Origin of the sequence: Anaerovibrio lipolyticus DSM 3074 (assembly GCF_900141865.1) — a bacterium.
In the GTDB taxonomy this organism is placed as follows: Bacteria; Bacillota; Negativicutes; order Selenomonadales; family Selenomonadaceae; genus Anaerovibrio; species Anaerovibrio lipolyticus.
In genome coordinates this window covers 1-26,718 of the sequence record NZ_FQYW01000028.1, presented here as the reverse complement: position 1 = coordinate 26,718, position 26,718 = coordinate 1, and the positions used below count along the sequence as shown (strand labels likewise).

Genomic DNA, 26,718 nt, shown 5'->3' with positions numbered 1-26,718 from the left:
CTTAGTAGCTCGGTGTTAGAAATGTCTTCCCGTTCGACTTGCATGTGTTAAGCACGCCGCCAGCGTTCGTCCTGAGCCAGGATCAAACTCTCCAAAAAATATTTTGAAGAACCTGAATGGCTCTTAAAGTTTCTAGAATTACCTTTTAATAAAGGAATTTCATAGTTTTGCACAAACTATTATGTATGTTTACTGTTTATAAAAACAGTACCATCATCTGGCTTGAATCATGTGTGCATGATTCTTGTTGCATTGTTTAGTTTTCAAAGAACACTCTGCTTTCTCAGAAGCATTTGCTTCGTGAGTCAGCTTCTATATAATATCGCGAAGATGCTTTAATGTCAAGCACTTTTTGATATTTTTATTTTTGTTGCTCGCTTCACTTTTCAAAGTGTTTAGCGGCGACAACATCGATAATATTACTATCTTTTACCGACCTTGTCAACTCTTTTTTACCCAAGTATTTAAATTCATATTCAAATTGCTGTCTGAAAGGTGTACTGTGGAGTTCATCAGCTCCACCGTTAAGCCCTCATTGTAGGCTGTTACGAGGTTCACTGCAGTATTATCCTGGCGTATACGCCACATATTTTTTAATGGCATCCCCAAAGCATGGCAAAGCAATGTTCTTATTACACCGCCATGGGCAGCAATAACTAATGTCTTATCCGGATTTTCCTTAATCAGAGCTTCCATTTTGCCAGCTGCCCGTTTCTGAACCTGTGAAAAGCCTTCCCCCTCTGGGCAGGTCAATAGATCAGGCCTGTTAAATAACAAATCATGCTCCTTTGGCCACTGGGCATGAATCTCATCATAAGTAAGCCCCTCCCATTTGCCAAAGCTGATTTCACAGAATTCAGGACAAGTTTCCACTGGTAGAGAAAATGCTGCACCAATAGCCTCAGCCGTTTCTTTAGCGCGGATCAGAGGGCTTGAGTATATAGCATCAACCTTTTCTATAGGGAAATTATCCGCCAGCATGGCCGCTTGCTTTCTTCCCTCTTCACTAAGTTCGATATCCGCCTGCCCCTGGTATTTTCCCAATTTATTCCACACTGTCTGTCCATGTCTTACCAATATCAGTTTTGTCATGTAGTCACCTTCCTACCTTTTCCCCCAATACCTGCCTGATTGCCGTTACCAGCCTTTTATTTTCATCCATCAGTCTGACAGCAAATCGGACATGATAATCATCCATACCCGGATAATTGCAGCAATCCCTTACCAGAATCCCCTTGTCACCCATAGCCTTTACAAATTCGGTGCTGGTCATACCAGTTCCCTCGACACTCACCAATATAAAGTTTACCGAAGGCTTATATACCCTCAGGCCCTCTATGGATGATAGGGTCCTATGCAAATAATCAATACATCCCGATATAATCTGTCTGGAATCCATCTGGTAGGTTTTATCCTTTAAAGCCGCCACTCCCGCCATTTGAGCCAGAAGATTAACATTCCATGGGTCCCTGCCAGGCTCCATTTTTCCCATAAGTTCACTGTTGGCCACGCCAAATCCCAAGCGCAATCCTGGAATAGCAAAGAACTTTGTCATGGAACGTAGTACCAAAAGATTTGTGTATTTTCCTACCAAGTCCATCACAGTATATTCTTTATCACTGGACAAAAAGTCCAAAAAGGATTCATCCACCAAAACATCTGTCCTGGACTTTGCTGCCGCTGCAATTATCTTTTCAAGAGCATCTCTGGGTATCAGCTCGCCAGTTGGGTTGTTGGGATTGCCCAATACCACGGCATCTACCTTGGGCAAATGCTCCATCAAAGCTGACCTGTCCAAGATGAATTCATGCTCCTTAGCCATATAGAGTCTTTCAATATGGCAATTTGCCGCCATGGCCGCCCTTTCATATTCGCTAAAGGAAGGCACAGGAATCAAAACATTTTTAGGACTGCGACAATGGAAATAAATATACATTAATTCCACAGCACCGTTCCCCAAAATTAACCTATCCGCATCAACACCATAATGCACAGAAATAGCCTGCTTCAGCAATGTCCCTGCAGGATCAGGGTAGTGAACCAGGCTCTCCATATTGTCTATTATTGATTTTTTTATACTATCTGATAATCCCAGTGGGTTAATATTAGCGCTGAAATCCACAATCTCAAGATTGCGGACCCCAGCGCTATACACATTACCACCATGTTCAAAAGGCTTCATGCTTGAAAAAACATCCTTACAAATTATCTCTGTCTGATAATCCAGCCACCTGGTATCAGACGTTCAGTTTCAAAATATTCCATGTGTGGGAACTTCGCCTCCACAGCCTTGGAAATGTCCAGAACCTTGCGCATGGACTCATCAGGCTTAAAGAGAATTCCCAGCATTGTACCGCTGTGAGCCACATTTACTCCAAGAGCCCCCTGACTCTGGGCAAATTCAATAATCTCCTCCAGCTGTGGCTTCTCCACGATCTTCTGGTTGGCACGGGCACTCATAGTAGCCACTCTGGCTATATTTCCCGGAGAAAAATCCTTTTTCAGAGAATCCACTGCTTCCAACAACTCTGCAGGGCTGTTTTCATTGCCATGGTTTTCAGAATAGTCGGAATGTAACTCAACTGTGTTTACTGTTCCGCCAGTATCAAACATAGCGATTATCATCTTTGGCACCGGTTTATAGCTCTCAATGAGCTTGCCGGTCATGTAGTCCATCTGAACCACCCCGGGATAGAATACGCCATCAGTCGGCTCAATACCAGCTGCCAGCTCTGCCACTTCCTCTGGCTCCAGCTCATCGTCAATTGCAGTTGCCACAGCCTGTATAACTGCTACAATATCCGCTGTGCTGGCTGCCATCCCCTTGCCGGTAGGAAGCTGTGACTCCAAAGCCAAACCAAGTGGAAACTCCGTAAATCCCATATACCCCACCGTGTTTTTCAGCGCTGCACGAGCTTTCTTGCCCAAACCAGTCTTCGCAGAGGTTCTTTCTGTTACTAATGCTCTAGAATATAGACCTATTGGACATGTAACCAAAAATGGTTGCCCATCTCTCCAACCCTGGGCAATTTCGCCACAGGATCCAGGTACTAATACTTCTAATAACATATATATCTCCCCCTCTTAAAAAGGTATTTTACATGTAAATGCAATCATAACAAGCAACTCGCACAGGGTGCATACTGCACCATAAACGTCACCGGTGACTCCCCCTATTTTTTTAGTCACAAAATTGCAAAAACACGTTGTAAACAAAAGTGAAACGAGAACTGCTACTAGTGCGTTGATTCCCCATGGGATAACCAACGCCAGTCCATATAAGAAAACCACCCCCAAGGTTCTCTTATTAGTATATTCGCTAAAGGCCTTTCCCATTCCTTCTTTTCTCGCATAAGGATAAATAGTTATGGTAAAAACCATCATCATTCTGGATATAATAGGCATTACGAAAAGTGCTGCCGGCAAGGCTTCCACGGGCACATCAGAAACGGCTCCATACTGAAACAGCATCAAAAGCACGAAAGCCACTACTCCAAAAGCACCAGTACAGCTATCCTTCATAATCTCCAGCATTCGTTCCCTATCCCTGCCGGAAAATATACCATCCACCGTATCCATAAAACCATCACAGTGAATACCGCCTGTCATAATAACCGGCATTGCCACAAACAATACATTTAAAAGATGATGCGGCAAAATTACGCCAAGCTGTGGAAGTAAATCAGTAGCCAGCCAAGCCACCAAAGCATATATGCATCCCAGCACTGCCCCCACTAAGGGGAAGTAACGGACGCTTTTGCCAAAGCCTTCTTCCGTCCAAATCGTCTGCTTAACAACACATATACGGGTCAAAAATTGCAACCCGATAAGAAATGCCTGCATTTACAGCACTCCCATACTACAAATCACAAAAATTATATGACATATTATCAAAAACAAAATCGTATCCGTATACATCAGACGAATTGTCTTCATAATATGGTCAAATCCTATCTCTTCAATGGGGTCACCCATATATTCCCGAAAATGTACCTTGCCAAAGTAGGAATTGAAGCCCCCCAAACGTATATGAAGGGCGCCAGCCACAGTGGCTTCAGCCCATCCCCCATTAGGGCTAGGGTGCTTGGAAGCATCCCTTCTGAGAATTTTCCAGGCTTTTTTGCCGTCATAGCCCAATATAAATGCCGATACCACAAACAACAGGCCTGTTATTCTTGCGGGAATATAGCCTAAAACATCATCCGCTCTGGCTGCCACCCGACCAAAATAGATATATCTGTCGTTCTTGTAGCCCACCATGGAATCCATGGTATTAACCGCCCTATAAAGGAAGGCCAACGGCACACCTCCTATAGCAAAATAAAAGAGTGGCGCAATAATGCCATCTACCGTGTTTTCCGCTATAGTTTCAATAGTAGCCCTGGAAACCTCCCCCGGTGTCAGATCTTCCGTATCCCTTCCTACAATCCAGCCCACCTTGTATCTGGCGTTATCCAAGTCATCTGCAACCAGATAGCCATAAAGCTCCTTGCCGGCTGCCGCCAAGCTTTTCGGTGAAATTGTAAAGCTAAGAAAAAAAGCTTCTATAAGGGTTACAACGTATATATTATCTAACATTTTTACTAAATTCATTATACCATTTACTACAGCAAAGGTGAATAGCAAAACCAAAACAACCAGTATTCCTCCAAGCACCAGCTTTTTCTTGTCACTATCCTCTTTACCGTAGAGCATCCCCTCAATTCCCGCTATAAGGTTGCCAATAAGCACCACAGGATGTAGCTTGCTTCTGGGATCCCCCATAACCGCATCAATAAAGAATGCCAATATAGCCGTTATCATTAATTATTCTCACCCATTATTTCCATCAGTTTATCCATGTCCAAATGCTGCTCTACTATATCTGCCAGCCGTTCATAGCTTTGCTGCTTTTCTGCCATGACATTTCTGGTGTTTTCCAGTGACTCCAAGCCCTTGGTAATACGCACAGCATTCAAAACGCTTCGTCTAAATTCGTCATTATCAAAAACACCATGAATGTAGGTGCCAAAAACATTGCCCTTGGCACAGGCAGTACCCTCAATGCTGTTGCATTCCGTGCGGCTCCGTTCTTCTATCACAAATGGATGACTGTCGGATTCCCTTGTAAAATCCGTCTGCCCCATGTGAATTTCGTAGCCTGCCAAATTGCCGGCACTGATGCTTTGACCCATAAAGCCAAGATTATTGCAATCTGCCTTCACCTGGGAGGTGAGCTTCTTTTCGGCAAAAAGGGTGGTCATCCCCAGAAGGCCCAGACCATTTACTTCGTCATTATCCGACTCAGTATGATGAGGGTCCATAATCCTTTCACCCAACATCTGATAGCCACCGCAAATGCCAATAACAGCCTTCCCCGCCTCAGCATGCTTCTTTATCAGCTGACCAATACCGGATTTTTCCAAGTACAGCATATCCTCAGTAGTATTCTTGCTTCCCGGAAGCATTACAATATCCGGAGTACCAAAATCTGCGGCATCCTGAACATAGTATAATGAAACATCCCCTTCATTGGACAGAGCATCAAAATCTGTAAAATTGGAAATTTTTGGTGTCTGAATTACGGCAATTTTAATATCTCCATCAGTAGGCACAGCCTGCTTATCCTGAAGGGAAACTGAATCCTCGTCATCAATTCCCATCTTCTCAATATGAGGCACTACACCCAGAACCGGCTTGCCAGTCTTTTTCTCCAAAAACTCCAGGGCAGGAGTAAGAAGACTTACATCACCACGGAACTTATTAATAACAAGCCCCTTCACCAGATCCCGTTCATCCTCATCTAATAGCTCCAAGGTTCCCACCAGAGAAGCTAACGCACCGCCTCTGTCAATGTCTGCAATTAAAAGAACAGGGGCATTCAAATACTTTGCCACCCGCATATTCACAATATCATTAGCCTTCAGATTGACTTCGGCGGGACTGCCTGCACCCTCAATAACAATGGTATCATAATCCCTGTCAAGGCGACCCAAAGCCTCCTTTACTGCCTCAAAGGCCTTCAAAGAATAGCCCTGATGATATTCCTTGGCGGACATATTGCCCACTGGCTTACCCATAATAACCACCTGGGAACAGGAGTTGCCCGTTGGCTTTAAGAGTACAGGATTCATATCCACCATAGGCTCCATACCCGCAGCCTCAGCTTGAGCCACCTGAGCACGGCCCATTTCGTCACCATCTCTGGTAACATAAGAATTCAGGGCCATATTCTGGGCCTTGAAAGGCACCACCCGCTTGCCCTGTCTATAAAAAATACGGCAAAGTGCCGTAGTCAATATACTTTTTCCTACATGGGATGAGGTTCCCATGCACATAATCTTCTTTGCCATTACTATCCCCTTATATAAAAATCAAACTATATACTTTCAGCAATCTTCTTTATATCCACCGGAATTCCGGACACCACCAAGAAAACCTTTTCTGCCACCTCTGCCAGCATCTGATTGGCAAGGCCAGCCAAATCCCTGTACTCTCTGGCCAGACGATTATTTGGAACAATTCCCGAGCCCACCTCATTGGTAACAATAACCACGGTGGCATCAGATTCCAAAATGGCCGTTATAAACTGCTTCAGCCTTTTGGTAACGATTTTGTAATTGCCATCAAAATCATCTATATCTTTAACGGTGCTTAAAATATTACTTACATATATGGTCATGCAATCGAACAAAAACATATCATATGACTTGCCCTGCTCACGGATAACCTCATGGGCACTGTAGGGCGACTCAAAGGTTTCCCACTCTGCAGGACGGCGTTCACGATGCAGCTTAACCCGATATTCCATTTCTTCATCGCATATTTTGGAGGTGGCGATATAGCCAACCTTCTTACCATACTTTGCCACATAGCGCTCTGCAAAGGAGCTTTTGCCACTTCTGGCACCACCGGTAACTAAAATAATCTTGCCCATCTTTATACCTTATTTCTTCCTTTTATACTCAACGCATTTTTCAATAAAGCTGTCCGCTGCCTGAGGATAGCCTGCAAAATGCAAATGCAGATAAGAGCCCAGCACATTTCCGTTGCTGTAGCCGCCAAAATATTGGGAGCCATTTCTGGAACGGGTAAACTTAAAGGCACGCTTAGCCTCTGTATTTCCATCCTCTGCATCCTCAGTGGAAAAATGAAATTCGTGTCCCTTTATCACATCGCCCTTTTTACCTAAAATTCCATCTGTCTGCAACTCCGCTGAAACATACCCCACCATCTGCAGTCGGCTGTTCATCTTTACGCGGCATGGGAGAATATCGCACATAGGAAATACCCTGCCTTCAAAATCCTCCATGGCCCTGCTCAAAAACATAAACCCGCCACACTCAGCGTATATTGGCATACCATCATGGGCTGCACCTTTTATACCTTCTATCAAAGCCTTGTTGGCACTGAGTTTTTCAGCAAACATTTCCGGAAAACCACCGCCAAAAATCAAACCATCCACCTGGGGAAGCTCATCATCACTAAGTGGACTGAATTCGATGATTTCCGCTCCCTTTTTCTCCAAAACACGGATGCTTTCGGGATAATAAAAGGAAAACGCTTCATCTCTGGCAATACCAATACGCACCTTAGATTTGCCATTATCATTGATTTCCTTGTCCTGAACCTTCATGGCACCGGCACTTTTGCCAATACGAATAATCTCATCCACATCAATCTGGGAGGCCATAGCCTCCCCCATACGGTTAATAATCTCCTGCTCCTGATTTTCCTCCACAGGCAGAAGCCCCAAATGACGTTCCGGCATAACGAGGCTATCATTACGGCGAACTGCACCAAGCACAGGAATATCAAGCTCCTCCAAAGCATCACGTATTATTTTTTCATGGTTATCGGACCCAAGCCGATTGAGAATAACCCCCGCCAGCTTAACATCCTTGTCGTACATCTTAAAGCCCAAGGCCAAAGCTGCAGCCGAAGCTCCCATGGATTTACAGTCAAGCACCAAAACAACTGGTGCATCAAGGCTTTTAGCGATTTCTGCCGTGGAGCTGATACCCTTTCTGCCACCATCGTAAAGGCCCATAACACCCTCTATTACTGCCAGCTCAGCCTTGGAGGCAGAATTGGCGAAAACCTCTACCATTGTATCCATGGGCATCAGCCAGGAATCAAGATTGTGAGAAGGCTGGCCGCTGGCCAGCTTGTGATATCCCGGGTCTATATAGTCTGGTCCAACCTTATAGGGCTGAACCTTCACGCCCTTTTGTCTAAAAGCCGCCAAAAGCCCGGTGACAATGGTGGTCTTGCCGGAACCGCTCTTGGTAGCTGCTATTACAACTCTTGGAATAAGGCATTCCATTTATAACGCCCCTTAAACTTTATTACACACGCTCATTATCAATGATATACATAATGGCATTAATAACAGATGCTGCTATCGGGCTGCCCCCCTTGGTACCCTCCACAGTCACATAAGGCACCAGAGTATTCTTGGCAAGAGCCTCCTTGGAATCCGCTGCACCCACGAAGCCCACAGGAATACCAACGATCAGGGCCGGACGCAGATGTTCTTCCTCCACCATGCGCAGTACCTCAAAAAGGGCCGTAGGTGCATTGCCCACAGCAATAATTGCCCCGTCCAAATCCTTGCCAAAGCTCTGCATTGCCGCCATGGAACGGGTAATCCCCTTCTCCTTGGCCTCCTTGGCGATCTCAGGATCAGCCACGCGACAAAACACCTCGCCGCCAAAGGTAGCCAGCTTGCGCTTATTAATACCAGTACGCACCATTTCCACATCAGTGTAAATATTGCATCCCTTCTTTATTGCTTCCTTGCCGGCTGCAATGGCCTCTGGATGCAATCTAATGATAGGAGCATACTCCACATCTCCTGCTGCGTGAATCATACGGGAATAAACCTTGGTCTCCTCCTCATTAAGATTAAGCCCCTCCAAGTGTGGTGCGATTATTTCCATACTCTTATTTTCTATTTCCATAGGTTTCTTGATAAAATCCATTCCAAAACCTCCATCAAACAATATAAACATTCTTTTCGGTTATTATTGCAACTGTCTAAATTATAACATATAAGCTACATATTACAAATGCCGACAGCCCAAGTCTGCCAACTATTGTAAAAGATTCCACATTGGGACTTACATCCAGATGTTATTCATATTTCTTGTGCTATAATATATTGTGTTGTAAAGGTTACAGCCTTGCAATAATAATATTTTTTATATAAGGAGATTTTTATGAGAAAGAACTTATTACTGGTATCATTATTCGTAGTAGTATGTATGATTTGCACTGCATGCTCCCTGACCCGTGAAAAGGCCGATGTTGGTATCAAGAATCTGGCCACTGCCATGCTGCAGCTTGATGCAAAGGCTTTGAACAAGTATGACGATTCCATTAATGTGGAAGAAGACTTTATGAATGCCTTTGTACCTTCCTTCCAGCGCAGCTCCGGTGATTTGCTCACCAAGGATCAGGCCAGAAAAATCGGCAAGGAAATGGTAGCCAAGCTGGCTCAGCTTGAAGTGAAATCCTCCACCATCGTTTCTGAAAAGGACGACGAGGCTGATGTAAAGATTACCTTTGAAAAGTATGACAGCAATGTACTGGTGGCTGATCCAACTGCTGAGGAAAGCAAGAAGCTCCAGGGGGCTGTTGGCTCCAAGGCTGCTCTCCAGGAGGCTTTGACAGATATTTTTGTAAACCGCTTACAGAGTGCGCCAAAGTCCGGCACTGCAGATATCACTGTAAAATGCAAGTACAACAAGGAAAAGAAGGTCTGGATGCCTACAGATATGGAAAAGTTCGCTGAGGACCTCTACTCCAAGGCTTGGGAAATCAAAGACTAATTATCTCAGCTACACTAAAAGCCTCTCACTACCAATGTGGGAGGCTTTTTTAGTGGTTCATTTTTTCGATTTTGAAAAGGATCTTAGATACTCCTTCTGCTCTGCAGTCAGGCGCCGGCTTTCCACTGCCTTTTGAATGGTTTTACGGTGGGTCCAGTCCTCCAGGCTGTGCTCCTCAATGTAGCCAACGGTGGCTTCATACTGCTTGGCCAGTGCTGTAGCAAAATACCATGCCACCATCATGCGCACATAGTATTCCTCAGAATGAATTTTCGACACTTTGGCCAGATAATCCGGTTTAAATGCGTCATCCAAATAGAAGCTCATAAGCATTTCAATACCAAAGCGAATAGTATAGGTTTCCGGACTGTTGAGCCACTTATCAATATAAGGAAGCAATTCATTCAAGTTCTTTTTAAAAATCTTTGGCGATATAAGGTCACAGGTGGCCCAATTGTCCACATAGGGCAAAAATGCTTCCAGCTCCCGAATCACTGCATCAAAATCCTTCATATTGGAAATGAGAAATCCATGCAGATTGTTTTCCTCAATGTATTTATGAGGCAGGTCCCCCATAAATTCCCGGGCTTCCTCAGAAGGTATTTCCTTTGCCAGCTTTCTAAGGTCCGGCACCCGCACCCCAATGATTCGTTCCTTATCAATCCCCGGCACCAGCTTGGCATGAAAATCCCGGTATTTCAAATCCTGTAAAGAAAACAGCCTTTCTTGAATGTTCATATATGCTCCTCAATAGCCTTTTTATGCTAGCTGTTCTGACTCATAAGGCAAAGTCATATTATAATTTCTCGATAGGCCAAGCGCTGTAGCCTTCATATCCATAGGAAGCGTCTATGCCCTTCATGTATACTTGTCGGTCGTTTATTTTGTCCGTCAAGGCTTCTTGTAAAAGGGACTTTATTTCCTTGCTTCGTACAGGACTTCTTTCCATTGCGAAAAGGTAATCTTCCTTGTCAACTCGGCTCCAGTCAACTACCTTGCCCAGTTCCTTCTTCAATATACAGTCCAGCCATATTCGTGTACTGCGGCCGTTTCCCTCACGAAACGGATGGGCCACATTCATTTCCACATACTTTTCAATTATGTGATCGAAGGAATCTTGGGGCATTTTATCAATATTACTCAGGGCTTCGCTCAAATACAGAACCGGTGCAAAACGAAAATTTCCCTTTGCTATGTTAACAGTTCGCATTATACCAGCAAAATCATACACATCCTGAAAAAGATATTTATGTATAGCCTGCAAGCCCTCAAATGTACCTACTGAAAAGGAGTCCAGCAGCTTGTTATCATAAAGCTCAAGGGCCCTCTTTTTAGTCAGGCGTTCTTCTGTATGGGCCAACTCTATGGAATCATATATACCAAGTTTATTTTCCAAAACATTTGACACAGACTTCTTCATCTCCATTCCCACTGACCCGCAAAAAATTATTTCTTCGTATGCGCCTTAATAAATTCCATCACGACATCGAAGCTATCGGACACATTGGTGTATTCCACCTTAGGACGGTCAATTATTACCAGAGGCAGATTCAGCTCTTTTACTGCTGCGAACTTTGTGTCTGCACCACCAAGAGTGCCACTGTTTTTGGTGACAACCACATCAGCATTATACTTGATGAACAGCTCCTTGTTCAGCTCCTTAGAAAATGGCCCCTGCATTGCTATTATATGATTCGGTGAAAATCCCAGTTCACGGGCCTCCCGCACCACCTCAGACTCCGGCAATATACGACATATCACATCGCAGTCCTTTAATGCAGCCGCCTTTGCAAAAACAGGAAGACTTCTGCTGCCAGTGGTGAGAAATACGTGCCTGCCCAATTCTCCTGCCTTCTCTGCTGCTGCCTCAACGCTTTCCACATAATATGCCTTGTCATAATCCAGCTGACTTGATGCCCGCTCATATCTGATATACGGCACATCACACTTTTCACAGGCCCTCATAGCATTGGTAGAAATATTGGCTGCATAGGGATGGCTGGCATCCACAAAGCACTCAACCTCATTCTGGCGAAAATACTCCACAAATCCAGCCTCATCCATAGCCTTGTTGTTAACCTTTATTCCCTTATAGCGGTTCAAAAGCTCCTCACCGTACTCACTGACAACAGAAGCTGTAACCTCATAGCCGTGCTCCAAAATAAAGCCAGCCAGTTCCCGTCCGTCCTGAGTACCCGCAGCTATGAAAATCATACCTTGTAACCTCTTGGAGTTATCATGTAGCCATCCTTGACATAGGTGTGGCTGTTGCCAATGATTACTATGGAGAACATACCAATTTCTTCTTCGGTAAAATGCTCAAGATCGGAAATAACACAATTCTCCTGCTCACGGCTGGCACTGGTAACAATACCAACAGGAGTCTTTGGATCACGGCACTTTAGGAGAATTTCCTGAATGGTATCGATGTAATCTGGGCGGGCCTTGCTCTTTGGATTATAAAGGGCAATAACAAAATCCCCCTCCCCGGCCAATTTGGCACGCTTCTGAATGAGCTCCCATGGAGTCATCCAGTCACTGAGGGATATTACTGCAAAATCGTGCATCAGTGGCGCACCTAAAATAGAGGCCGCAGCATTTACTGCAGATACACCAGCCACAGTGCCGCCATACTCTGGACGGTCACCTTCCGGATACTGAAGCACCAGCTCCAGCACAAGACCAGCCATACCATATACACCAGCATCACCACTGGATACCACCACAGTATTCTTGCCGGAAGCTGCGGACTCCACAGCCATCTTGCAGCGATCAACCTCCTGCATCATGCCTGTGCCAATAACCTCTTTTTCCTCCAGCATTGGCTTTATTAAATCAATATATGTGGTATAGCCGGCAACTACTTCTGCAGCCTCTATTGCCTTCTTGGCCTTTGGAGTCATATCCTCCATGCTGCCAGGACCAATTCCGATTACTGTTATTTTTCCCATATTAACGCCACCGTCACTTTCTCATATTTTGTCTTCAGAAGAGCCTCAACACCGTGATTAACGCAGCAATAGGCCGCAGCCTCTGCCACATTTCCCACGCCAATAGTTTTTCTCACAAATTCCGACTCTGCCAAATTATAATAATCTATCTGTTCCTTCAGCTTACTGTTATCCCAGAAGGTAATCTTCTTATTTAGGGTCCTTGCAATCTCCAAAAGTCCCTGTTCATCCGCCTTAAAGGTGGTGCTTGCCATTTCATCAATACGTTCAACGCTCCAGCCTATCCGCTTACAGGCTTCCTCAAGGGCTCCACGAATAAGGTCAGCCCCTACTCCCCGACGACAACCAATACCGGCCACCAGCCGCCTTGGTCTAAGGTACAGTACCCACTCATTAACAGGAAATTGCTGGGCAGAAACCACCACCCGATAAACTCCCTGTTCCATTACCAGCCTGGAAATTTCATCCCTGGTACAAACCTTTACCAAAATGCCATTGTTTTTCATCTTTTTGCGGTATTCATCAAAGCATGGAATATTTTCGTCTAAAAGATATTCCAGCTGTGCATCACCCAAAATCGCATTATTTAAATGGAGAATGTTCTTCTTAGGATAAGGAACCAGTCCCATGCGGGATGCCAACAGATCTGGCGCCAGCTTGTTATTCACATCCGTAGCTGTGGTAATAACAGGATTGCTTTCCAAGATTTCCGCCAGCTCCAAAGTAAGCTCATTACCGCCCCCAATATGTCCGGACAGCAGACTAATGACATTTCTGGCCTGTTCATCCATTACAACAACTGCGGGATCCGTCAGCTTGCTCTCCAATAGTGGTGCAATGGTACGCACCACAATGCCGGTGGCCATGATAAAAATCAAGGCACCATATCTGGAAAATTCTTCTTTTACAATATTCGCAAGGCGGCTGTAATAAATAACCTCCTGCTGTTCCTTAATACCCTCATGGGCGTAAATATCCACAGTAGCCTTAACATTATCTCTAATGCGCCGGGCTACCTTCAATCCATTTTCTGATGTAGTAAAGATGGCATATCTCATACGCTGGCTTCCCTAAATCCGTGACTGAATTCCGGAGCATAAAGTCTTGAAAGCTCATAGTCACTGCCCAATACATGACTTACAACTATCATGGAGGTGCGGTCCACACCCTTGCCCTCAATTTCCTGGCATATGGTCTCCAAAGTACCGCGGAAAATACGCTGCTCCGGCCAGCTTGCCCGCTGAACAATGGCAATAGGAGTAGTAGGCTCATAACCGCCCTCAATAAGCTCCTTCACCACATCCCCCAGCATGGAAATACTGAGGAAAATGCACATGGTTGCCTTGTGGGCAGCCAAAGAACGGAGCTTCTCCCGCTCTGGAACTGGGGTGCGACCTTCATTTCTGGTAATAATAACGGTCTGGGTTACCCCTGGCAAGGTGTACTCCTGCTTAAGAGCTGCTGCAGTGGCCAAAAAGCTGCTGACACCTGGAACCACCTGATATTCAATGCCTTTTTTGTTAAGGGCATCCATTTGCTCCTGAATAGCACCATAAATGGCAGGGTCTCCAGTATGAAGTCTTACCACCTTTTTGTCAGCTGCAACAGATTTTTCGATGACCTCCAGCACCTCGGGAAGGGACATGGATGCGGAATTATGAATTTCACAGCCCTCCTTGGCATAGCCCAACAAAGCCTTTGGTACCAAGGAGCCCGCATAAATTATTACATCAGCTTCCTCCAGAAGTCTTTTTCCCTTTACTGTAATAAGCTCAGGATCGCCAGGGCCAGCACCCACTATATTTACCATTGCCATTATTTAGCTCCTCTCTTTTTCTCACATGTGACGATATAAATCGGATTATTGGCCTTGGCCATATCATAACGTCCCACCTGCTCCAGCTGGCTTACCTGGACCTGAATGGCCTCATAGGTATAATCCTCACGCTTTCTCATATATTCCAGGCACTGGGCTATGGTCTGTATAGTGATACAGTTCATTACGATGCGCCCGCCTGTATTTAGCTTTTTGTCTACTGCATCAAGAATACTTGGCAAATTGCTGCCACTACCCCCGATAATAACTGCATCCAGCATTGGAAGATCTTCAAATCCAGCAGGAGCGTAGGCCTCAATGACTTTTAAGTTATATACCCCAAATTTTTGGGAATTTTGTTTTATCAGCTCAATACCGTCGGGATTTCGCTCAATGGCATATACCATACCATCCTTGGCCTGAAAAGCCGCTTCTATGGAAATAGAACCAGTACCAGCTCCCACATCACAAACCACACTATCTGGCTTTATGCGTGCCTTGGCAATGGTCAAAATCCTGACCTCCTGTTTTGTCATGGGCACCTTACCACGAATAAATTCCTCATCCGGGATTCCCAATGGTATCATTTTGCCTTCACCACCAATACACAATTTAAATATACCGTTTCCAGCTTTGCTGCTTCACCGATCGTGGTAATAATAATTTTTTCATCAGGATATGACAGGCGGTTGCATATTGCCACCATGGCCCCCGCAGGCCACCCCATTTTCTTCAGCATGGCAGGGATAGTTCTGGAATTGTTATTTTTATCTGTCAAAAAGCCTATAATCTTGCCGGGACAATACACCAGCTTCTCTTTGGAAGCGCTACGGCCATGCATGCTAATAAGCTCCGCCTCCTGCCATGGCATGCCCAGTTTGGCAAAGGCCACCTGCATGGAGCTGAGACCCGGAATAACCTTTATTGGCTTATCCTCAAAATTGCGTCGCACTGCATCCAGAATAGAGTAATACCCCGGATCTCCCGAAACCATCACCACCACATCCTGGGTATGAAGCTCTCTGCCTATAAAGTCCATAACAGCATTCATATCTGCACGAATGATAAACTGCTTCTGGCCCTTATCCTTTCCGTACTGCTCCATGGCGCGACTGCCACCCACCAGTACCTTGGCTTCTCCAATAGTCTTTAATGCCGCTGGGATCATGTATTCAGTACTCCCAGGGCCAATGCCCACAATAATTATTTTATGTTCCATCCAAACTCCTCGCCAATCTGTCTTGCTGTATCATCCATTCCCAAAAGTCGTCCCTTCAAAGTAACCATAACGGTGCCCACCTGCATTTTTTCAAATACATACCGCTGAGCCCTTAAACTTGCCCGGGCCGCAATGGTGTCATAGACAGACTCCAGATTATACCTCTCAATAACTGGCAGTGCCTCCTCTGTGGTAACAGCAGAAAGTATCTCCTGTACCCCCTCCGCTGGCATTCCTGCCGCTGCACTATAGGCAGCCATGGTTTCCATACGACCATCTCCCATACGGTTGTGTGTATGAAAAACTCCCGCTGCCACCTTTGCCATTTTTCCGATATGGCCGAATAAAAGGACTCGCTCCAAGCCCATATCTGCCGCTGCCTCCAGCATGTGACCGATAAAATTGGAGGTCTGCACCATGGCCTCTGAAGGAAGTCCCCAGGAGGTTGCTATGCGGTCGCCAATTTTTCCCGGCACAAATATTTGAGTTTTGAAACCAGATGCCAAAGCCACACTGATCTGAGGCACCAAGGAATCCTTAAAGGCCTCCTCGGACATAGGGCGAATAACCCCGGTAGTACCAATGATAGAAATGCCACCCACTACCCCCAGCACTGAGTTAAGGGTTTTCTTGGCAAGCTCCTCACCGGCCGGCACATCCACCCGCACAGAGCAACCGGGAATAACGCCAAAGACCTCCTCCAGTGACTGTCTTATAAGAGCTCTTGGCCCTGGATTTATTGAAGGCTCCCCGGGATGTATTGCCAATCCTGGCTTGGTAATGGTGCCAACACCTTCCCCTGCAATGAGCTTTATGCCATCCAATGACTTATCCATAGTCAAGGTGGTCAATATGGAGGCTCCGTTGGTAATGTCCGGATCATCCCCTGAATCCTTCACAATTTCCACCCTTATACCATCGCCCACGGTTTCAATGGTCTTTACGGGTATATGCAGTTTTGTCCCGTCAAGGGCATTTATTTCCACATAATCAGCAGAGCTGCCCTGCATAAACAGTGCCGCTGCCTTAACCCCGGCCGCCACACAGGCCCCGGTGGTATATCCGCCCCTAAGTTCCTTGGCCATTTTTTCTCCTTAATAACACGATAACTTTCAGTTATATTCTATTATAACGCAACACAGCCCAAAGAAAAAGGACCTGCGATAGCAAGTCCCATTATAAAAATTTACGCATTAGCTGTAAATAGTCTTTATTCACCTTCAAGCCTATCCAATTCTGACATGATGTCGGAAAATGCGTCATCAATTACACAACCGCTTATTTTATTTTGCTATTCACCCTATATTAGCCCGCATCCAGTCTACTATTCTCTTCACACTATCGGGTGTAGAAGCTGTATACACGCTCTCTCCTATATTTTTAGGGTCATTCTTGTTACTTACTCCTTTGATTCTATACTTCCAATTTTCAGGTCCTAATTCAGAAATAATATATGTATCCTTTGAAATTAGTACACCAGATAAAACTCGCTTAACAACAACATACCGGTAAGGTAACTTTTTATATGATTCATGTGGCACAACATATACATCGACAGCACCTTCTTTAGCTACCCATACATCTGCCGCCTTGGCCTCTTCATTTCTATATCGAGCCGTAACACTTTTTACGCCGAACCATTTGGCACTATTATCCCAAAATGGCTCAACGGCACAATCAGTTTTCCCATTAACAGCAGTCCTTATTACTAACCTGTCATCAATAATGTTACTACTTATCTCATGTGCTGAACCAGACTTCATCCCCATATTGGCAAGACTATCCAATGAAATATAGGTCACCCATTTCCCCTTAGTTTTTCCTATGAGCCAATAACCTGTACCAGCATCGTCTTTAAGCGAAATAATTTCGTAAAAAGTCATTTTAGGTGATTCCGTGTGAACTTCACGCACCTTGTATGTAGAGCCATTTGGATTGCCGATGTATGGTATAAATGATAAATAGTCTTCACCCGTTTTTTTGGAATAAAGATGTAAATTTCCCTGTCCATCAGTTTTGTAGGTGACTTTCTCACCATCATCATCAAAAGTATAATTTACATGATTTGTATTATTTACTTCATCATGACTGCCATAAGATGTGAACACAGTATTTCCGGCCAAACACGTAGCAGAAAAACAGAAAAGTATACACAATGCAACAGTATAAAACCCTATTGTTTTTTTCAAAATAACCACCCCATAAAATTATATTTGGTAAACATGAATTCTCTTCAGCAAAAAGCCAAACCCATAATGACATTAAATGGATTCATCTAATCCCAAACCGCTTCCTTATCCAAAATTAGCTTTAATGGCATATAATTATAATCCATCTTCGCTGTTTGCAACATGCTCAAATTGATTAATAAAATACTTCTTCATCTAATTGGATTTTTTCTTTTTTTGCATACTCATATAATTCTTTCTTACAACTATCAGTGAGATATTTTAACGGAACTTCATCTTCCACAAATAAATAACCACCAATCTGTTCGTATTCATCCTTTGATATGCTTAAATTAGTAACATACACAATATTTTCTATCTTGCCAGGAAAGTCTGGGCCACATTTAAATATAATTCCATCATCAATCATACGCTGTTTGCAAAAAAATAATGAAAACGCCTTCCCGTCCCTTGATTTTTCGCTACAAAGTTGTTCCAAAAAACCACTTCCTGTGTATACTTCAAATGAAACATATTGACTATCAAATGAGTTTTTCCGTAAGGTATATTTTGCACTCAACTTACCATCTTTTATTATAGACGGTATATTCTCAATCGGCGTAACATGCCGTAAAACAATCTTTTCATCTTTCATAAACTACTGCAATCTCCTTATCAATATTGTCCTACATCAAACGGATTCATCCGATACTCTGCCGAATGTGCTAACGGGTCTTGATAACTCAATATTGTTTCCGCGTTTCCTCGCATGGACAAGTAATTCTCGCTACCAAAAACATTAGACAGAGTCATTCCGTTCATGTGCATATTTGCATCATAAATATCAACACCACCTAGTGCGTTTGGTATAGTCGTCTGATGCAAATTCGTTCCATGGTATATATCCTCCCCACCATGTACATTAGGATGGGTTGACTGAACAATCTTGCCGTTTACAATCGTGTCTTGACCTCCATTAACATTCTGCAACTGCATAACCATATTACCGTTCTTCACAGTTAGCTCTTTAGGTTGGTAATGATCAACCACTGTACCATTTTTTAAAATATCGGTTCCACCATCCCCAGAAGGAATACCGCTGTAGTACCCCTCACCAAAAGCGGAGTCGAACTGTGTGAACATATTACTCATTCTGAATCCCTCCTGTATTTAGTCATAATGGTACTTAATTCTTTCAACTGCAAATCAATATCCCCGATTTCCCGTTTTTTACCGCTTTGCTCCTGCTCTTTTGCTTTCAGTTCTGCACCAATTCGCTGCTGAAGGTCATTTAATATACTTTCATAAGCATATTCGGAGTTAGCAATAATCTTTTCACTTTGTTTTTGAATATGTTGATGAATTTCATTTCTTAATCCCGATACGCTGATGTCGATTTGCGTAGTAATCGCAGGAATAACTTCATCCTTTGCCCGTGAAAGACGTGACTCCAGCATTGATTTCTGCAAAAGAGGAAACGCTGCCATACTGATAAACGGCAGTAAAACGGGTGTTCCTAACAGCAACATCAATCCTGCGCCACCGGCTGCGACAGCACCAGCCTTGACATTAGTATCGGAAATGTCAACTACAGATACGTCAAAGAACAACGCACTTGTCTTTAATTCACTACCTGCTGTTTCCACCTGTATTCTTTGATTGAAGTGATATGTCAACCCCCTTGAAATTTCCTGTTGCATCGTCCGCAAAAGCTGGTCAACATGAGGTGAATAGCTCGCAACCCAATTTTCCATTTCACGCTGAACCATGCGGGAAATGCGGCTTTCTATATATTCTTTGAAGTCAGAGCCTTTATAGAAATTCACATTATCCGTAACAGTTTCCGTCAACCGACGCTGGAAAAAAGCCAATGACTTATCTGCTATAGCGATAATATTCTGGGTTTCTTTTTCCACAAATTTCGCTATATTATTCTTTCGCAACTCCTCATCCCTTAACATGTCCTGCAATTGGTTTTGAGTTTGTTTAAGTACATCAACATCAGACGAGCGAAGACTACGCTCATTCTCCAAATAGTTTATAAGTTTTTCCAAAACGCTCATCAATTGTATGGAATAGGATTGAATCTTTCGTTCCTCAACTTTTCCAGAAAAAATAACCTCTTTCATCTTATTGATGACGTTATTAATACCGGAGGCCTCTTTTAATACCTCATCATCATTTTCTATTCCTTCCACAGCCATAAGTGCCGACAGAGGGAACAGATTAAATTCTGCCAGTTCGGCCTCTTCCGTGTCCATTTTGAACGCCTCACGAAGACGCCGTTGAAGAGCGCCGATTAAGTCCCCATCCTCTTCCTCATCAACATCATCATATTTGTTGGCTAGAAACAGTATGTGATCTACCCCCAAAGGTAAAAGATGCTGGTCAATGAAATCTTTTTCACTTTTCTTTAACGGTGAATTTGCATCCAAAAGAAATAAAATTGCATTTGCCTTTGGAATGAACCGATAGGTAACTTCACATCTTTGCTCGTTTATATCGGATACACCTGGCGTGTCCACAATGACCACATTCTGCCGAAGAATATCTGCCGGATAACCAATTTTTATATATTTCACTTTTTCAGCTATAGCTTGAGGATTTTGTGCTGAAAACTTTTTCAGAAACTGTTCACTTACTTCGCCGGCTTCCTCGCTTCCATCATGCATTACAACACTAAGTGTTGGTACAGGCGAATACATAATCGCATTTATCGTTGCAGTCTCCGGCAGCACATCAGTAGGAAGAATTTTCTCTCCCAATAATGCATTTACAAAAGTGGATTTTCCACGTTTAAATTCCCCCAAAACAACAATGGTGAAGAAATCATTCTGAATATCTGAAGCCAAATCATTTAACGCCTCAGCTTTTCCGCTTAGCCCAACGCACTCCATGGTCTTCAGTTTTTCTATATCTCCCAAAATCCTTTGCTTTCGTGTATCCATCACGCCATCACCTCATCAAGCTCCCGACGGAGCCGCTCAACTACAGCTTTCTTTTCTTTTAATTTTGCCATTATTTTAGCTGCGTCGCCTTCGGATTCTTCTTTCAGTTGGATGATAGAATTAAGACTCTGCTCCATGTCATTCAACCTTGCATCAATCGCACTTTGAAGTTTCTTGCAGTTGCGAGATACATAATCATTATATCGAGAAACTACATTTCGATTAAACGTCTCATATTTACTGTCAAAATTTGTCCGCAACTGTTGTTGCATATCCGCCCTACGTTTGGTATTTTCTTGACTGTTCGCAATAATGCCTATTGCTGCAACCCCTAAAGCAAGCCAGCCAAAACCAAGAGCACACGCCACAGCACCTGCCGCAATATCACCGCCGGTAATGCCTTTTGCCGATGATAGCTCTACACCTGTTGTGATGTCGGAGGAAAAGTCAAAATGTGCCGGCAACTTGACATTTACAGTGCTTTTCAAATCTATATCAGACCAAATTGCCTTTACCTCTGCCAAAGCCTTGTTCCATTCTGCTTGCATCCAGTTATTTTGTTGCCGAATAGTATCCTCCATGAAAGCCTTTTGTATCGGAGTAGTTGCCACGTCAATTTTGTGTTTTATCTTTTCAGGCGAATCGCCCAAATCACATTCATTAAATGCATCCGTTGTTGCTTGGCGCATATCCATAAAAGCCTGCCGGCTGGCGTTGGTAATTTCCGCCTCCTTTGCCAATAAACGAGTTTTCATGGATTCCATAATGAATCGAGATGCCGATTGAGCCCTTCTAACCTTAGGCTGCATTTGGGCCAACTGTTCTTTCAGTTCATCCGTTGAATGGTCAGCAGCATCATATTGTGCGTTAATTTGACTATCTATGTCATTTAAATAGCTTTGTGCCTTTCTGACATACTTTTCAAGCTTTACATTGCCACGTTCATCGTCCAGAAACTTACCAATTGCTTCCTCAAAGGTTGGAAATCCTGTCTGCTCGATAGATTTTGGCAGAAACTTTGCCGCACTCATCGGCAGTTTTTCACCACCTTCCTTACGTCGCCACGTAAGTGCCTGTTTGCTGGACACTAAAAAAACCTTTAGTTCATGTGACACTACCTTAGCTAAATTATCTGATACATATTTTATAACGCGTTCCTGTTCATCCTCTGTTTTGCATTGATCCTTACCATTGATGACAACAAAAATATCATTGACCTGATTGCCTATAATTTGCTCCCGCAAAAATTCCATCTCCGATTTTGTCAGAGCCTGCGTTGCCATCAAAACCAAAATCGCAGCATCAGCTTTTTTCAAGTAATTATATGTTATATCAACCCGCCCCACGTTGAGATCGTTGGTTCCAGGAGTATCTACCACTTCCACATTGTTTTTGCATAACGAAAGCGGGTAACGGATTTCCACAAAGTCTATATCATCTAGTTTCTCCTGATGTTTGACCAAGGATTTCAGTTTGTCCTTTAGACCGTCAAGGCTGAGGACATCACCTTCGGATTGTGCTTTTATGTCATTAAATTCACTTTCCGAAATTGTTTTGGATTCTCCGGACTTGTAGTGAACAATATATTCGGAGGTTTCCCCATATATTATCTTGCTGATAACAGCAGTCGTAGGAGATTTGCTGACCGGAAGCATTCGGCGTCCCAATAGAGCATTGACAAAGGTGCTTTTCCCACGAGAAAATTCACCTACCACCACAAGGTTAAAGTGTTCATCATTAAGCCTGTAAAAATCTGCCTTTATTGCCTCTTCCTTGTTCTTCAGATTGAAGTCAGACAGCACTACTCTAATTGAACTTAATATCTTTTGTAAACGGTCACGTTTTGAAAAGTAATTGGTTAGTTCAAGCATACAATTGCCCCATTTCATTACATCTTATAATCAATTAATAATGAAAAAACAAATTATTCGTCTTTCATAGCGACAAATATACCATCATTGCCGATAGAAACTAACCTATCTTTTCCATTTTCAATTAAATATTTTTTGATTCCAAGAGCCTTTTCTTCATGTTGCTTCAATGCTTCAAAAAGTTTTTTTTCATCAAATTTCAACAACAATTCAATAATATTTTTTGCAAGTCCTAAATAGATTCCCAATGGCTTAATATACACTATGTCATATAATTTATCTAAATAAGATAAACTCCCATTTTGTTCCTTATTATTTTCACGACCTATTAACTCTATTAAATCATAGAAAGGTTGATAATAGGACTCAAATAAGTCTTTTAATCCAAGCTTTATATCAGTACCTTTATTATCATCAACAGGATCTACTAAGTACCCCCTCAAGATTTGTTCTTTTCCTTTAAAATAAGCCTGTACTACATTACGAGAGCACGGAATTACACCATTAATTGTTCTTAAATATTGCGTCTGTTCTTTTCCACGACTAATTGCTTCTCTGTCAAGTCCCCCAGTTCGTCCTTTTGATTCAAAAATACACCACCGTTCTTGCCCACAATTAGTTTTAATTCTACCGAAAAAATCTGGTTTGCCACCCGCATTAGATTCAATACGGTATGAATTATGATATACATCCACATGCATCAGCCATAATACATCAAAATATCGCTCTGAAATTAATTTTGTTATTGCCATTCCTAAGAAATAAGTCATCGCTCCTTTTTCTGATGGGTCAAGTTTGTTAAAAATTGAGCTGGCTTGAAAAAATGAATCTGATGCCCCCTCACATTCTTGCACGGTCATCAGTATAGATGATATTCGAAATAATTTTTCGATACATGAAATGTTCTGAGCATCTTGGCATGACTTTCCAACCGTTATTGCCCCCCTAATAATATCAGCCATAGAACAATCCATTTCGAGAGTGCTATTATCTAAGTATCCCTCTCTGTCTACTAATATGGTTCCCATAATCGCGTTTCCTCCTACATTCAAATATTACAGTATATCCTAATACTACATGCCCGTATATCGATATACTTCTGTCCACCCTCGCCCATAAGCATTGTAAAAATCGATTTCTCCGCCTTGGTCGCCAGTTACCCAATCTCCACCAACAGGATTATTTACCCCTCGAGCTTCAACGGTTTTTCCGTCACCTATATATATTGCTACGTGATATTGAGGATTACAAAGTATGTCTCCCCTCTGTAAACTGTTTTTTACGTCAGACCATTCATATCTTGTAAACCCTCCGGTAACCTGCAAGTCTGGCCAAATCGTATCTGCATCTCCTGTTTCCTGTTGACCACTATAAAGATTCCAATAGGCTGGATTATTTTGCCATGCTGCAATTATACCGACCCCTGCATGATTAAGCGCATGATATACCAATGACGAACAATCATAATCTGGTCCTTCCCGCGATCCAGTATAGGGGTGGCTGCTGGTTGCATTCTCCACACCTTGGGAATATCCATGAGAGGAATCTTCCGCAATTTTTGTTGCCCATTGAACAGCGTTTTCCATTTTGTTGTTTACATTTTCTTCTGACATTACCTTGTTTTCAACTTCCATGCTATCTGCCGGTGCATCCACAATCTGCTCATCTATTTCTACTGTATGACAAGAATTAACCACCGTATACATAAATAAAACAAGTATAACAAAAAATAGTCTTATCATGAAAGCTCTCCTTTGGTAATGTGTTTTACCTCAATTCTCTTCCATGATCCCAGTTACTATAAATGACTTTTCCGCTCGGAAATTTATGGATAAATTTACCATGATGTCTACCATGTGAAAAACTACCTTCATCAACTTGAATTATTTTACCGCCACTATACCAAGTAACTGTTCCTCTTCCATCAGCAAACTTGTATTTTCCATCTGTGACATATCCACCACTCCAAGTTATACTCTCATTATTTCCTGGTTCAGGATTCCAAAGAAAAACTCCATTAGCATCACTAAGCCAGTGTACTCCGATTGGAACCACTGTAGATTCTGAATCATCTTTTGAACCTTGACTATTAGCTTCCAATTTATTTTTTCGATCACTATTTGCATCAGAAGTGGCAGAAATCGATTGAACTGTTGGTGACTGACTGTCATTTTTGGTTTTATTATTCCCAGAAGTTAATATAATAAATATCCCTATAATTAATACTAAAAAAATTCCTACCACAGCCGACATATTATATTTTTTTGTAGTTGTTTCGCTTTTATCAGTTTCATTGCTCTTTTTTAGAGACTTCTGTTTGATTACATCTTGTTTCTTTTCAACAATCTTTTTCTTTTCTATAATTTCATTCTTCTTTTGTTCTATTTCATGTAACAAGTACCCAACCAAAGGGTATTCTGCTTCAATTGCTTTGTTTAACCAAAATTCAGCCTTATCATATATCTTTTTTTCTACATATTTTTTCGCCAGCACATATTGAGCAAAAGAATTATTCTTAACAGCAGCCTTCTCATAAGCATACATTGCCTGTGACTCATGCTGTACCAACACAAGCCCAAATTCATGTAAGATGCCTAGCAAAGCAAGAGCAGATGCATTATTTGTCGATTCTTGGCAATAATCCTTTAACGGCTGTGCTATAAGAGCGAGTGCATCTTCTACTCTTGACAGTACAGAACGATTTTCTACATATTTTTTATAGTCCTTTTCCTCGTTAGGCTTATTCTTCTCTTCTGCTGCCTTCAATTTAAGCAGAATATCATATAACCATTCGTTAAGTTCATCAATAAGAGAGTTAACCTTATACGCATCACGGTTAGGCAATATTACATCACGAACAATATCGTCAAAGGCAGAAAAATTACTTTCTGCCAAAAGTGCCTCATTACCTTCAATCTTCCCCTGGAAAGCATACTCAGCAGATATTCCTATAACCGCCTGAACCTTATCCTTCAACTTTACACAGATGTTTTGAAGGAAGGATTCCGGGTCATCTCCCTCTTCCTCATCAAGTAAATCCATCTTGTTCACAATAACGATAGGCTTTAATCGAGGGGTAAGCTTCTCTATTCCTTGGTATTCGGTATCGGTTGCCGCTTTCTCCGAAGAAATCATCCACAGCACAGTGTCAGCCTGCTCAACAAAACGCTTTGTTGCTTCTGTATGTGCCTCCTTCAATGCATTTAGACCTGGGCTATCTATTACCGTCATATCCTTTAGCACAGGAATTGGTAATGCCCGCTCAACATAGTCAATTTCTTCATGGAATGTATTTGCTTCATCATTCGATTCAGCCGTTAATCTTTCCCACTCATCTGGTTCATATTCACGACAGCTACCATCTCTGTTAAAGACTGTGACTTTTTCCGCATCACCGTAACACAATTTTGTAATGACAGCGGTTGTAGGCAATGCACCAACTACCGCAATTTGTTTGCCAACTAAAGCATTGATAAATGTACTTTTCCCTGTAGAAAATTCGCCCATAACCATAATAAAGAGCGGTTTTCTCATGTGTTCAATATATAAATCAAGCTTATCTGTATCCTCCTGAAACAGTTTAGTTATAACCAGTTCCTTCTTCGCCTGCCGTATATTTTCTATAATGTTGTTTACAGAAAACTGTATCATCAATAATCCTCCTCGTATAATAAGTTTTGTAAGCAAGATATCCGCCTTGTCTACAAAGCTTATTTTTCTTTTACAACTGAATATTATTTACTAAACTGGATTTCCTGATGCTACAATAATCACAGAGATTATGTGGCAAGGTTACGTCTTATCCCTCCAGCAGCATCAACAGATGACTGCTTAAATAGCTTGACGCCTGCCTTAATCGTCAAAATCTGCTTACACAGGTGTTGCAGCCCTAGGCGAGAGAACTACCAGCAAGTACACCTCTCATAGGTGACT

At 42.8% G+C, this 26,718-nt stretch carries 27 protein-coding genes and 1 rRNA gene; 1 reads left to right on the top strand and 27 read right to left on the bottom strand.

All coding sequences use genetic code 11. The features are described 5' to 3' along the window. From B6K08_RS14010 to B6K08_RS12730, 10 genes are all read right to left on the bottom strand, one after another. A 16S ribosomal RNA gene (locus B6K08_RS14010) occupies positions 1-98 on the bottom strand; the annotation flags it as partial. A gap of 343 nt (positions 99-441) precedes the next feature. Then, on the bottom strand, positions 442-1,092 hold the full coding sequence (cobC, locus tag B6K08_RS12770; protein WP_052212622.1) for an alpha-ribazole phosphatase: 651 nt from the start codon (positions 1,090-1,092) through the stop codon (positions 442-444). Between the two features lie 4 nt (positions 1,093-1,096). Next, positions 1,097-2,182: a threonine-phosphate decarboxylase CobD gene (gene cobD, locus B6K08_RS12765; protein ID WP_039212317.1), complete on the bottom strand. Its 1,086-nt coding sequence runs from the start codon at positions 2,180-2,182 to the stop codon at positions 1,097-1,099. A 23-nt stretch (positions 2,183-2,205) separates the two neighbouring features. Next, positions 2,206-3,069, bottom strand: a complete 864-nt coding sequence (locus B6K08_RS12760; RefSeq protein ID WP_039212321.1) for a GHMP family kinase ATP-binding protein — start codon at positions 3,067-3,069, stop codon at positions 2,206-2,208. A gap of 15 nt (positions 3,070-3,084) precedes the next feature. After that, positions 3,085-3,843 (bottom strand): adenosylcobinamide-GDP ribazoletransferase, encoded by a 759-nt coding sequence (cobS, locus tag B6K08_RS12755; RefSeq protein ID WP_039212323.1) that lies wholly within the window; start codon positions 3,841-3,843, stop codon positions 3,085-3,087. Further along, on the bottom strand, positions 3,844-4,803 hold the full coding sequence (cbiB, locus tag B6K08_RS12750) for an adenosylcobinamide-phosphate synthase CbiB (protein ID WP_080326297.1): 960 nt from the start codon (positions 4,801-4,803) through the stop codon (positions 3,844-3,846). Further along, positions 4,803-6,332, bottom strand: a complete 1,530-nt coding sequence (locus tag B6K08_RS12745) for a cobyric acid synthase (protein ID WP_039206348.1) — start codon at positions 6,330-6,332, stop codon at positions 4,803-4,805. The genes cbiB and B6K08_RS12745 overlap by 1 nt, the downstream gene beginning before the upstream one ends. Before the next feature lie 26 nt (positions 6,333-6,358). Further along, positions 6,359-6,916, bottom strand: coding sequence for a bifunctional adenosylcobinamide kinase/adenosylcobinamide-phosphate guanylyltransferase (gene cobU, locus B6K08_RS12740; protein ID WP_039206351.1), 558 nt, complete (start codon positions 6,914-6,916; stop codon positions 6,359-6,361). Positions 6,917-6,925: 9 nt separating this feature from the next. Next, positions 6,926-8,305, bottom strand: a complete 1,380-nt coding sequence (locus B6K08_RS12735) for a cobyrinic acid a,c-diamide synthase CobB (RefSeq protein ID WP_080326296.1) — start codon at positions 8,303-8,305, stop codon at positions 6,926-6,928. Between the two features lie 22 nt (positions 8,306-8,327). Then, a complete protein-coding gene (locus B6K08_RS12730; RefSeq protein ID WP_039206354.1) occupies positions 8,328-8,963 on the bottom strand; it encodes a precorrin-8X methylmutase in 636 nt (211 codons plus the stop codon). Positions 8,964-9,200: 237 nt separating this feature from the next. Here B6K08_RS12730 and B6K08_RS12725 point away from each other — a divergent pair, with 237 nt between their 5' ends. After that, entirely contained in the window at positions 9,201-9,812 is a 612-nt protein-coding gene (locus B6K08_RS12725) for a hypothetical protein (RefSeq protein ID WP_039206357.1), read from the top strand. A gap of 57 nt (positions 9,813-9,869) precedes the next feature. Here B6K08_RS12725 and B6K08_RS12720 read toward each other — a convergent pair whose 3' ends face one another. The 17 genes from B6K08_RS12720 to B6K08_RS12640 form a co-directional block, all read right to left on the bottom strand. Next, positions 9,870-10,550: a DNA alkylation repair protein gene (locus B6K08_RS12720; RefSeq protein ID WP_080326295.1), complete on the bottom strand. Its 681-nt coding sequence runs from the start codon at positions 10,548-10,550 to the stop codon at positions 9,870-9,872. A gap of 58 nt (positions 10,551-10,608) precedes the next feature. Then, positions 10,609-11,238 (bottom strand): protein adenylyltransferase Fic, encoded by a 630-nt coding sequence (fic, locus tag B6K08_RS12715; RefSeq protein ID WP_456061736.1) that lies wholly within the window; start codon positions 11,236-11,238, stop codon positions 10,609-10,611. 20 nt (positions 11,239-11,258) lie between these two features. Further along, complete coding sequence (gene cobK / locus B6K08_RS12710) at positions 11,259-12,026, bottom strand: precorrin-6A reductase (protein ID WP_039206362.1); 768 nt, start codon at positions 12,024-12,026, stop codon at positions 11,259-11,261. Next, positions 12,023-12,763, bottom strand: a complete 741-nt coding sequence (gene cobJ / locus B6K08_RS12705; RefSeq protein WP_039206364.1) for a precorrin-3B C(17)-methyltransferase — start codon at positions 12,761-12,763, stop codon at positions 12,023-12,025. Before cobJ ends, cobK begins: the two co-directional genes overlap by 4 nt. Beyond that, entirely contained in the window at positions 12,751-13,821 is a 1,071-nt protein-coding gene (locus B6K08_RS12700; RefSeq protein ID WP_039206366.1) for a cobalt-precorrin 5A hydrolase, read from the bottom strand. Before B6K08_RS12700 ends, cobJ begins: the two co-directional genes overlap by 13 nt. Further along, positions 13,818-14,573 carry a precorrin-4 C(11)-methyltransferase gene (gene cobM / locus B6K08_RS12695; protein ID WP_027398089.1) on the bottom strand — a complete coding sequence of 252 codons (756 nt, stop codon included), beginning with the start codon at positions 14,571-14,573 and terminating at the stop codon, positions 13,818-13,820. Before cobM ends, B6K08_RS12700 begins: the two co-directional genes overlap by 4 nt. 5 nt (positions 14,574-14,578) lie before the next feature. Continuing rightward, positions 14,579-15,163, bottom strand: a complete 585-nt coding sequence (gene cbiT, locus B6K08_RS12690; protein WP_039206391.1) for a precorrin-6Y C5,15-methyltransferase (decarboxylating) subunit CbiT — start codon at positions 15,161-15,163, stop codon at positions 14,579-14,581. Continuing rightward, the gene (gene cbiE / locus B6K08_RS12685) at positions 15,163-15,798 is read right to left on the bottom strand and encodes a precorrin-6y C5,15-methyltransferase (decarboxylating) subunit CbiE (RefSeq protein ID WP_039206367.1); all 636 of its coding nucleotides are present in this window, start codon (positions 15,796-15,798) and stop codon (positions 15,163-15,165) included. Before cbiE ends, cbiT begins: the two co-directional genes overlap by 1 nt. Further along, on the bottom strand, positions 15,783-16,883 hold the full coding sequence (gene cbiD / locus B6K08_RS12680; RefSeq protein WP_039206368.1) for a cobalt-precorrin-5B (C(1))-methyltransferase CbiD: 1,101 nt from the start codon (positions 16,881-16,883) through the stop codon (positions 15,783-15,785). The genes cbiE and cbiD overlap by 16 nt, the downstream gene beginning before the upstream one ends. Before the next feature lie 210 nt (positions 16,884-17,093). After that, on the bottom strand, positions 17,094-17,987 hold the full coding sequence (locus B6K08_RS12675; protein ID WP_052211857.1) for a hypothetical protein: 894 nt from the start codon (positions 17,985-17,987) through the stop codon (positions 17,094-17,096). Between the two features lie 175 nt (positions 17,988-18,162). Beyond that, positions 18,163-18,621, bottom strand: coding sequence for a hypothetical protein (locus B6K08_RS12670; RefSeq protein ID WP_039206370.1), 459 nt, complete (start codon positions 18,619-18,621; stop codon positions 18,163-18,165). Between the two features lie 20 nt (positions 18,622-18,641). Then, the gene (locus tag B6K08_RS12665) at positions 18,642-19,118 is read right to left on the bottom strand and encodes a hypothetical protein (protein ID WP_039206371.1); all 477 of its coding nucleotides are present in this window, start codon (positions 19,116-19,118) and stop codon (positions 18,642-18,644) included. Beyond that, positions 19,115-20,914 carry a dynamin family protein gene (locus B6K08_RS12660; RefSeq protein ID WP_039206372.1) on the bottom strand — a complete coding sequence of 600 codons (1,800 nt, stop codon included), beginning with the start codon at positions 20,912-20,914 and terminating at the stop codon, positions 19,115-19,117. Before B6K08_RS12660 ends, B6K08_RS12665 begins: the two co-directional genes overlap by 4 nt. Next, positions 20,914-22,785 carry a dynamin family protein gene (locus B6K08_RS12655; RefSeq protein ID WP_039206374.1) on the bottom strand — a complete coding sequence of 624 codons (1,872 nt, stop codon included), beginning with the start codon at positions 22,783-22,785 and terminating at the stop codon, positions 20,914-20,916. The genes B6K08_RS12660 and B6K08_RS12655 overlap by 1 nt, the downstream gene beginning before the upstream one ends. A 53-nt stretch (positions 22,786-22,838) precedes the next feature. Continuing rightward, the gene (locus tag B6K08_RS12650) at positions 22,839-23,813 is read right to left on the bottom strand and encodes a hypothetical protein (protein WP_039206376.1); all 975 of its coding nucleotides are present in this window, start codon (positions 23,811-23,813) and stop codon (positions 22,839-22,841) included. Between the two features lie 45 nt (positions 23,814-23,858). Then, entirely contained in the window at positions 23,859-24,527 is a 669-nt protein-coding gene (locus B6K08_RS12645) for an NlpC/P60 family protein (RefSeq protein ID WP_039206378.1), read from the bottom strand. A 25-nt stretch (positions 24,528-24,552) separates the two neighbouring features. Beyond that, positions 24,553-26,436: a dynamin family protein gene (locus tag B6K08_RS12640; protein ID WP_080326293.1), complete on the bottom strand. Its 1,884-nt coding sequence runs from the start codon at positions 26,434-26,436 to the stop codon at positions 24,553-24,555. Between the last annotated feature and the right edge of the window lie 282 nt (positions 26,437-26,718).

Excerpts from the sequence above, each read along its gene's own strand:
- B6K08_RS12645 (WP_039206378.1), bottom strand. The coding sequence starts at position 24,527 with ATGATAAGACTATTTTTTGTTATACTTGTTTTATTTATGTATACGGTG.
- cobU (WP_039206351.1), bottom strand. The coding sequence starts at position 6,916 with ATGGGCAAGATTATTTTAGTTACCGGTGGTGCCAGAAGTGGCAAAAGC.
- cobS (WP_039212323.1), bottom strand. The coding sequence starts at position 3,843 with ATGCAGGCATTTCTTATCGGGTTGCAATTTTTGACCCGTATATGTGTT.
- B6K08_RS12650 (WP_039206376.1), bottom strand. The coding sequence starts at position 23,813 with ATGGGAACCATATTAGTAGACAGAGAGGGATACTTAGATAATAGCACT.
- B6K08_RS12640 (WP_080326293.1), bottom strand. The coding sequence starts at position 26,436 with ATGATACAGTTTTCTGTAAACAACATTATAGAAAATATACGGCAGGCG.
- B6K08_RS12730 (WP_039206354.1), bottom strand. The coding sequence starts at position 8,963 with ATGGATTTTATCAAGAAACCTATGGAAATAGAAAATAAGAGTATGGAA.
- cbiD (WP_039206368.1), bottom strand. The coding sequence starts at position 16,883 with ATGGCCAAGGAACTTAGGGGCGGATATACCACCGGGGCCTGTGTGGCG.
- cbiB (WP_080326297.1), bottom strand. The coding sequence starts at position 4,803 with ATGATAACGGCTATATTGGCATTCTTTATTGATGCGGTTATGGGGGAT.
- cobK (WP_039206362.1), bottom strand. The coding sequence starts at position 12,026 with ATGATTTTCATAGCTGCGGGTACTCAGGACGGACGGGAACTGGCTGGC.
- B6K08_RS12745 (WP_039206348.1), bottom strand. The coding sequence starts at position 6,332 with ATGGCAAAGAAGATTATGTGCATGGGAACCTCATCCCATGTAGGAAAA.
- B6K08_RS12665 (WP_039206371.1), bottom strand. The coding sequence starts at position 19,118 with ATGAGTAATATGTTCACACAGTTCGACTCCGCTTTTGGTGAGGGGTAC.
- B6K08_RS12720 (WP_080326295.1), bottom strand. The coding sequence starts at position 10,550 with ATGAACATTCAAGAAAGGCTGTTTTCTTTACAGGATTTGAAATACCGG.
- cobC (WP_052212622.1), bottom strand. The coding sequence starts at position 1,092 with ATGACAAAACTGATATTGGTAAGACATGGACAGACAGTGTGGAATAAA.
- B6K08_RS12655 (WP_039206374.1), bottom strand. The coding sequence starts at position 22,785 with ATGCTTGAACTAACCAATTACTTTTCAAAACGTGACCGTTTACAAAAG.
- B6K08_RS12660 (WP_039206372.1), bottom strand. The coding sequence starts at position 20,914 with ATGGATACACGAAAGCAAAGGATTTTGGGAGATATAGAAAAACTGAAG.
- cbiE (WP_039206367.1), bottom strand. The coding sequence starts at position 15,798 with ATGGAACATAAAATAATTATTGTGGGCATTGGCCCTGGGAGTACTGAA.
- B6K08_RS12670 (WP_039206370.1), bottom strand. The coding sequence starts at position 18,621 with ATGAAAGATGAAAAGATTGTTTTACGGCATGTTACGCCGATTGAGAAT.
- B6K08_RS12725 (WP_039206357.1), top strand. The coding sequence starts at position 9,201 with ATGAGAAAGAACTTATTACTGGTATCATTATTCGTAGTAGTATGTATG.
- B6K08_RS12700 (WP_039206366.1), bottom strand. The coding sequence starts at position 13,821 with ATGAGATATGCCATCTTTACTACATCAGAAAATGGATTGAAGGTAGCC.
- cobD (WP_039212317.1), bottom strand. The coding sequence starts at position 2,182 with ATGAAGCCTTTTGAACATGGTGGTAATGTGTATAGCGCTGGGGTCCGC.
- B6K08_RS12735 (WP_080326296.1), bottom strand. The coding sequence starts at position 8,305 with ATGGAATGCCTTATTCCAAGAGTTGTAATAGCAGCTACCAAGAGCGGT.
- fic (WP_456061736.1), bottom strand. The coding sequence starts at position 11,238 with ATGGAGATGAAGAAGTCTGTGTCAAATGTTTTGGAAAATAAACTTGGT.
- cobM (WP_027398089.1), bottom strand. The coding sequence starts at position 14,573 with ATGGTAAATATAGTGGGTGCTGGCCCTGGCGATCCTGAGCTTATTACA.
- B6K08_RS12760 (WP_039212321.1), bottom strand. The coding sequence starts at position 3,069 with ATGTTATTAGAAGTATTAGTACCTGGATCCTGTGGCGAAATTGCCCAG.
- cobJ (WP_039206364.1), bottom strand. The coding sequence starts at position 12,763 with ATGGGAAAAATAACAGTAATCGGAATTGGTCCTGGCAGCATGGAGGAT.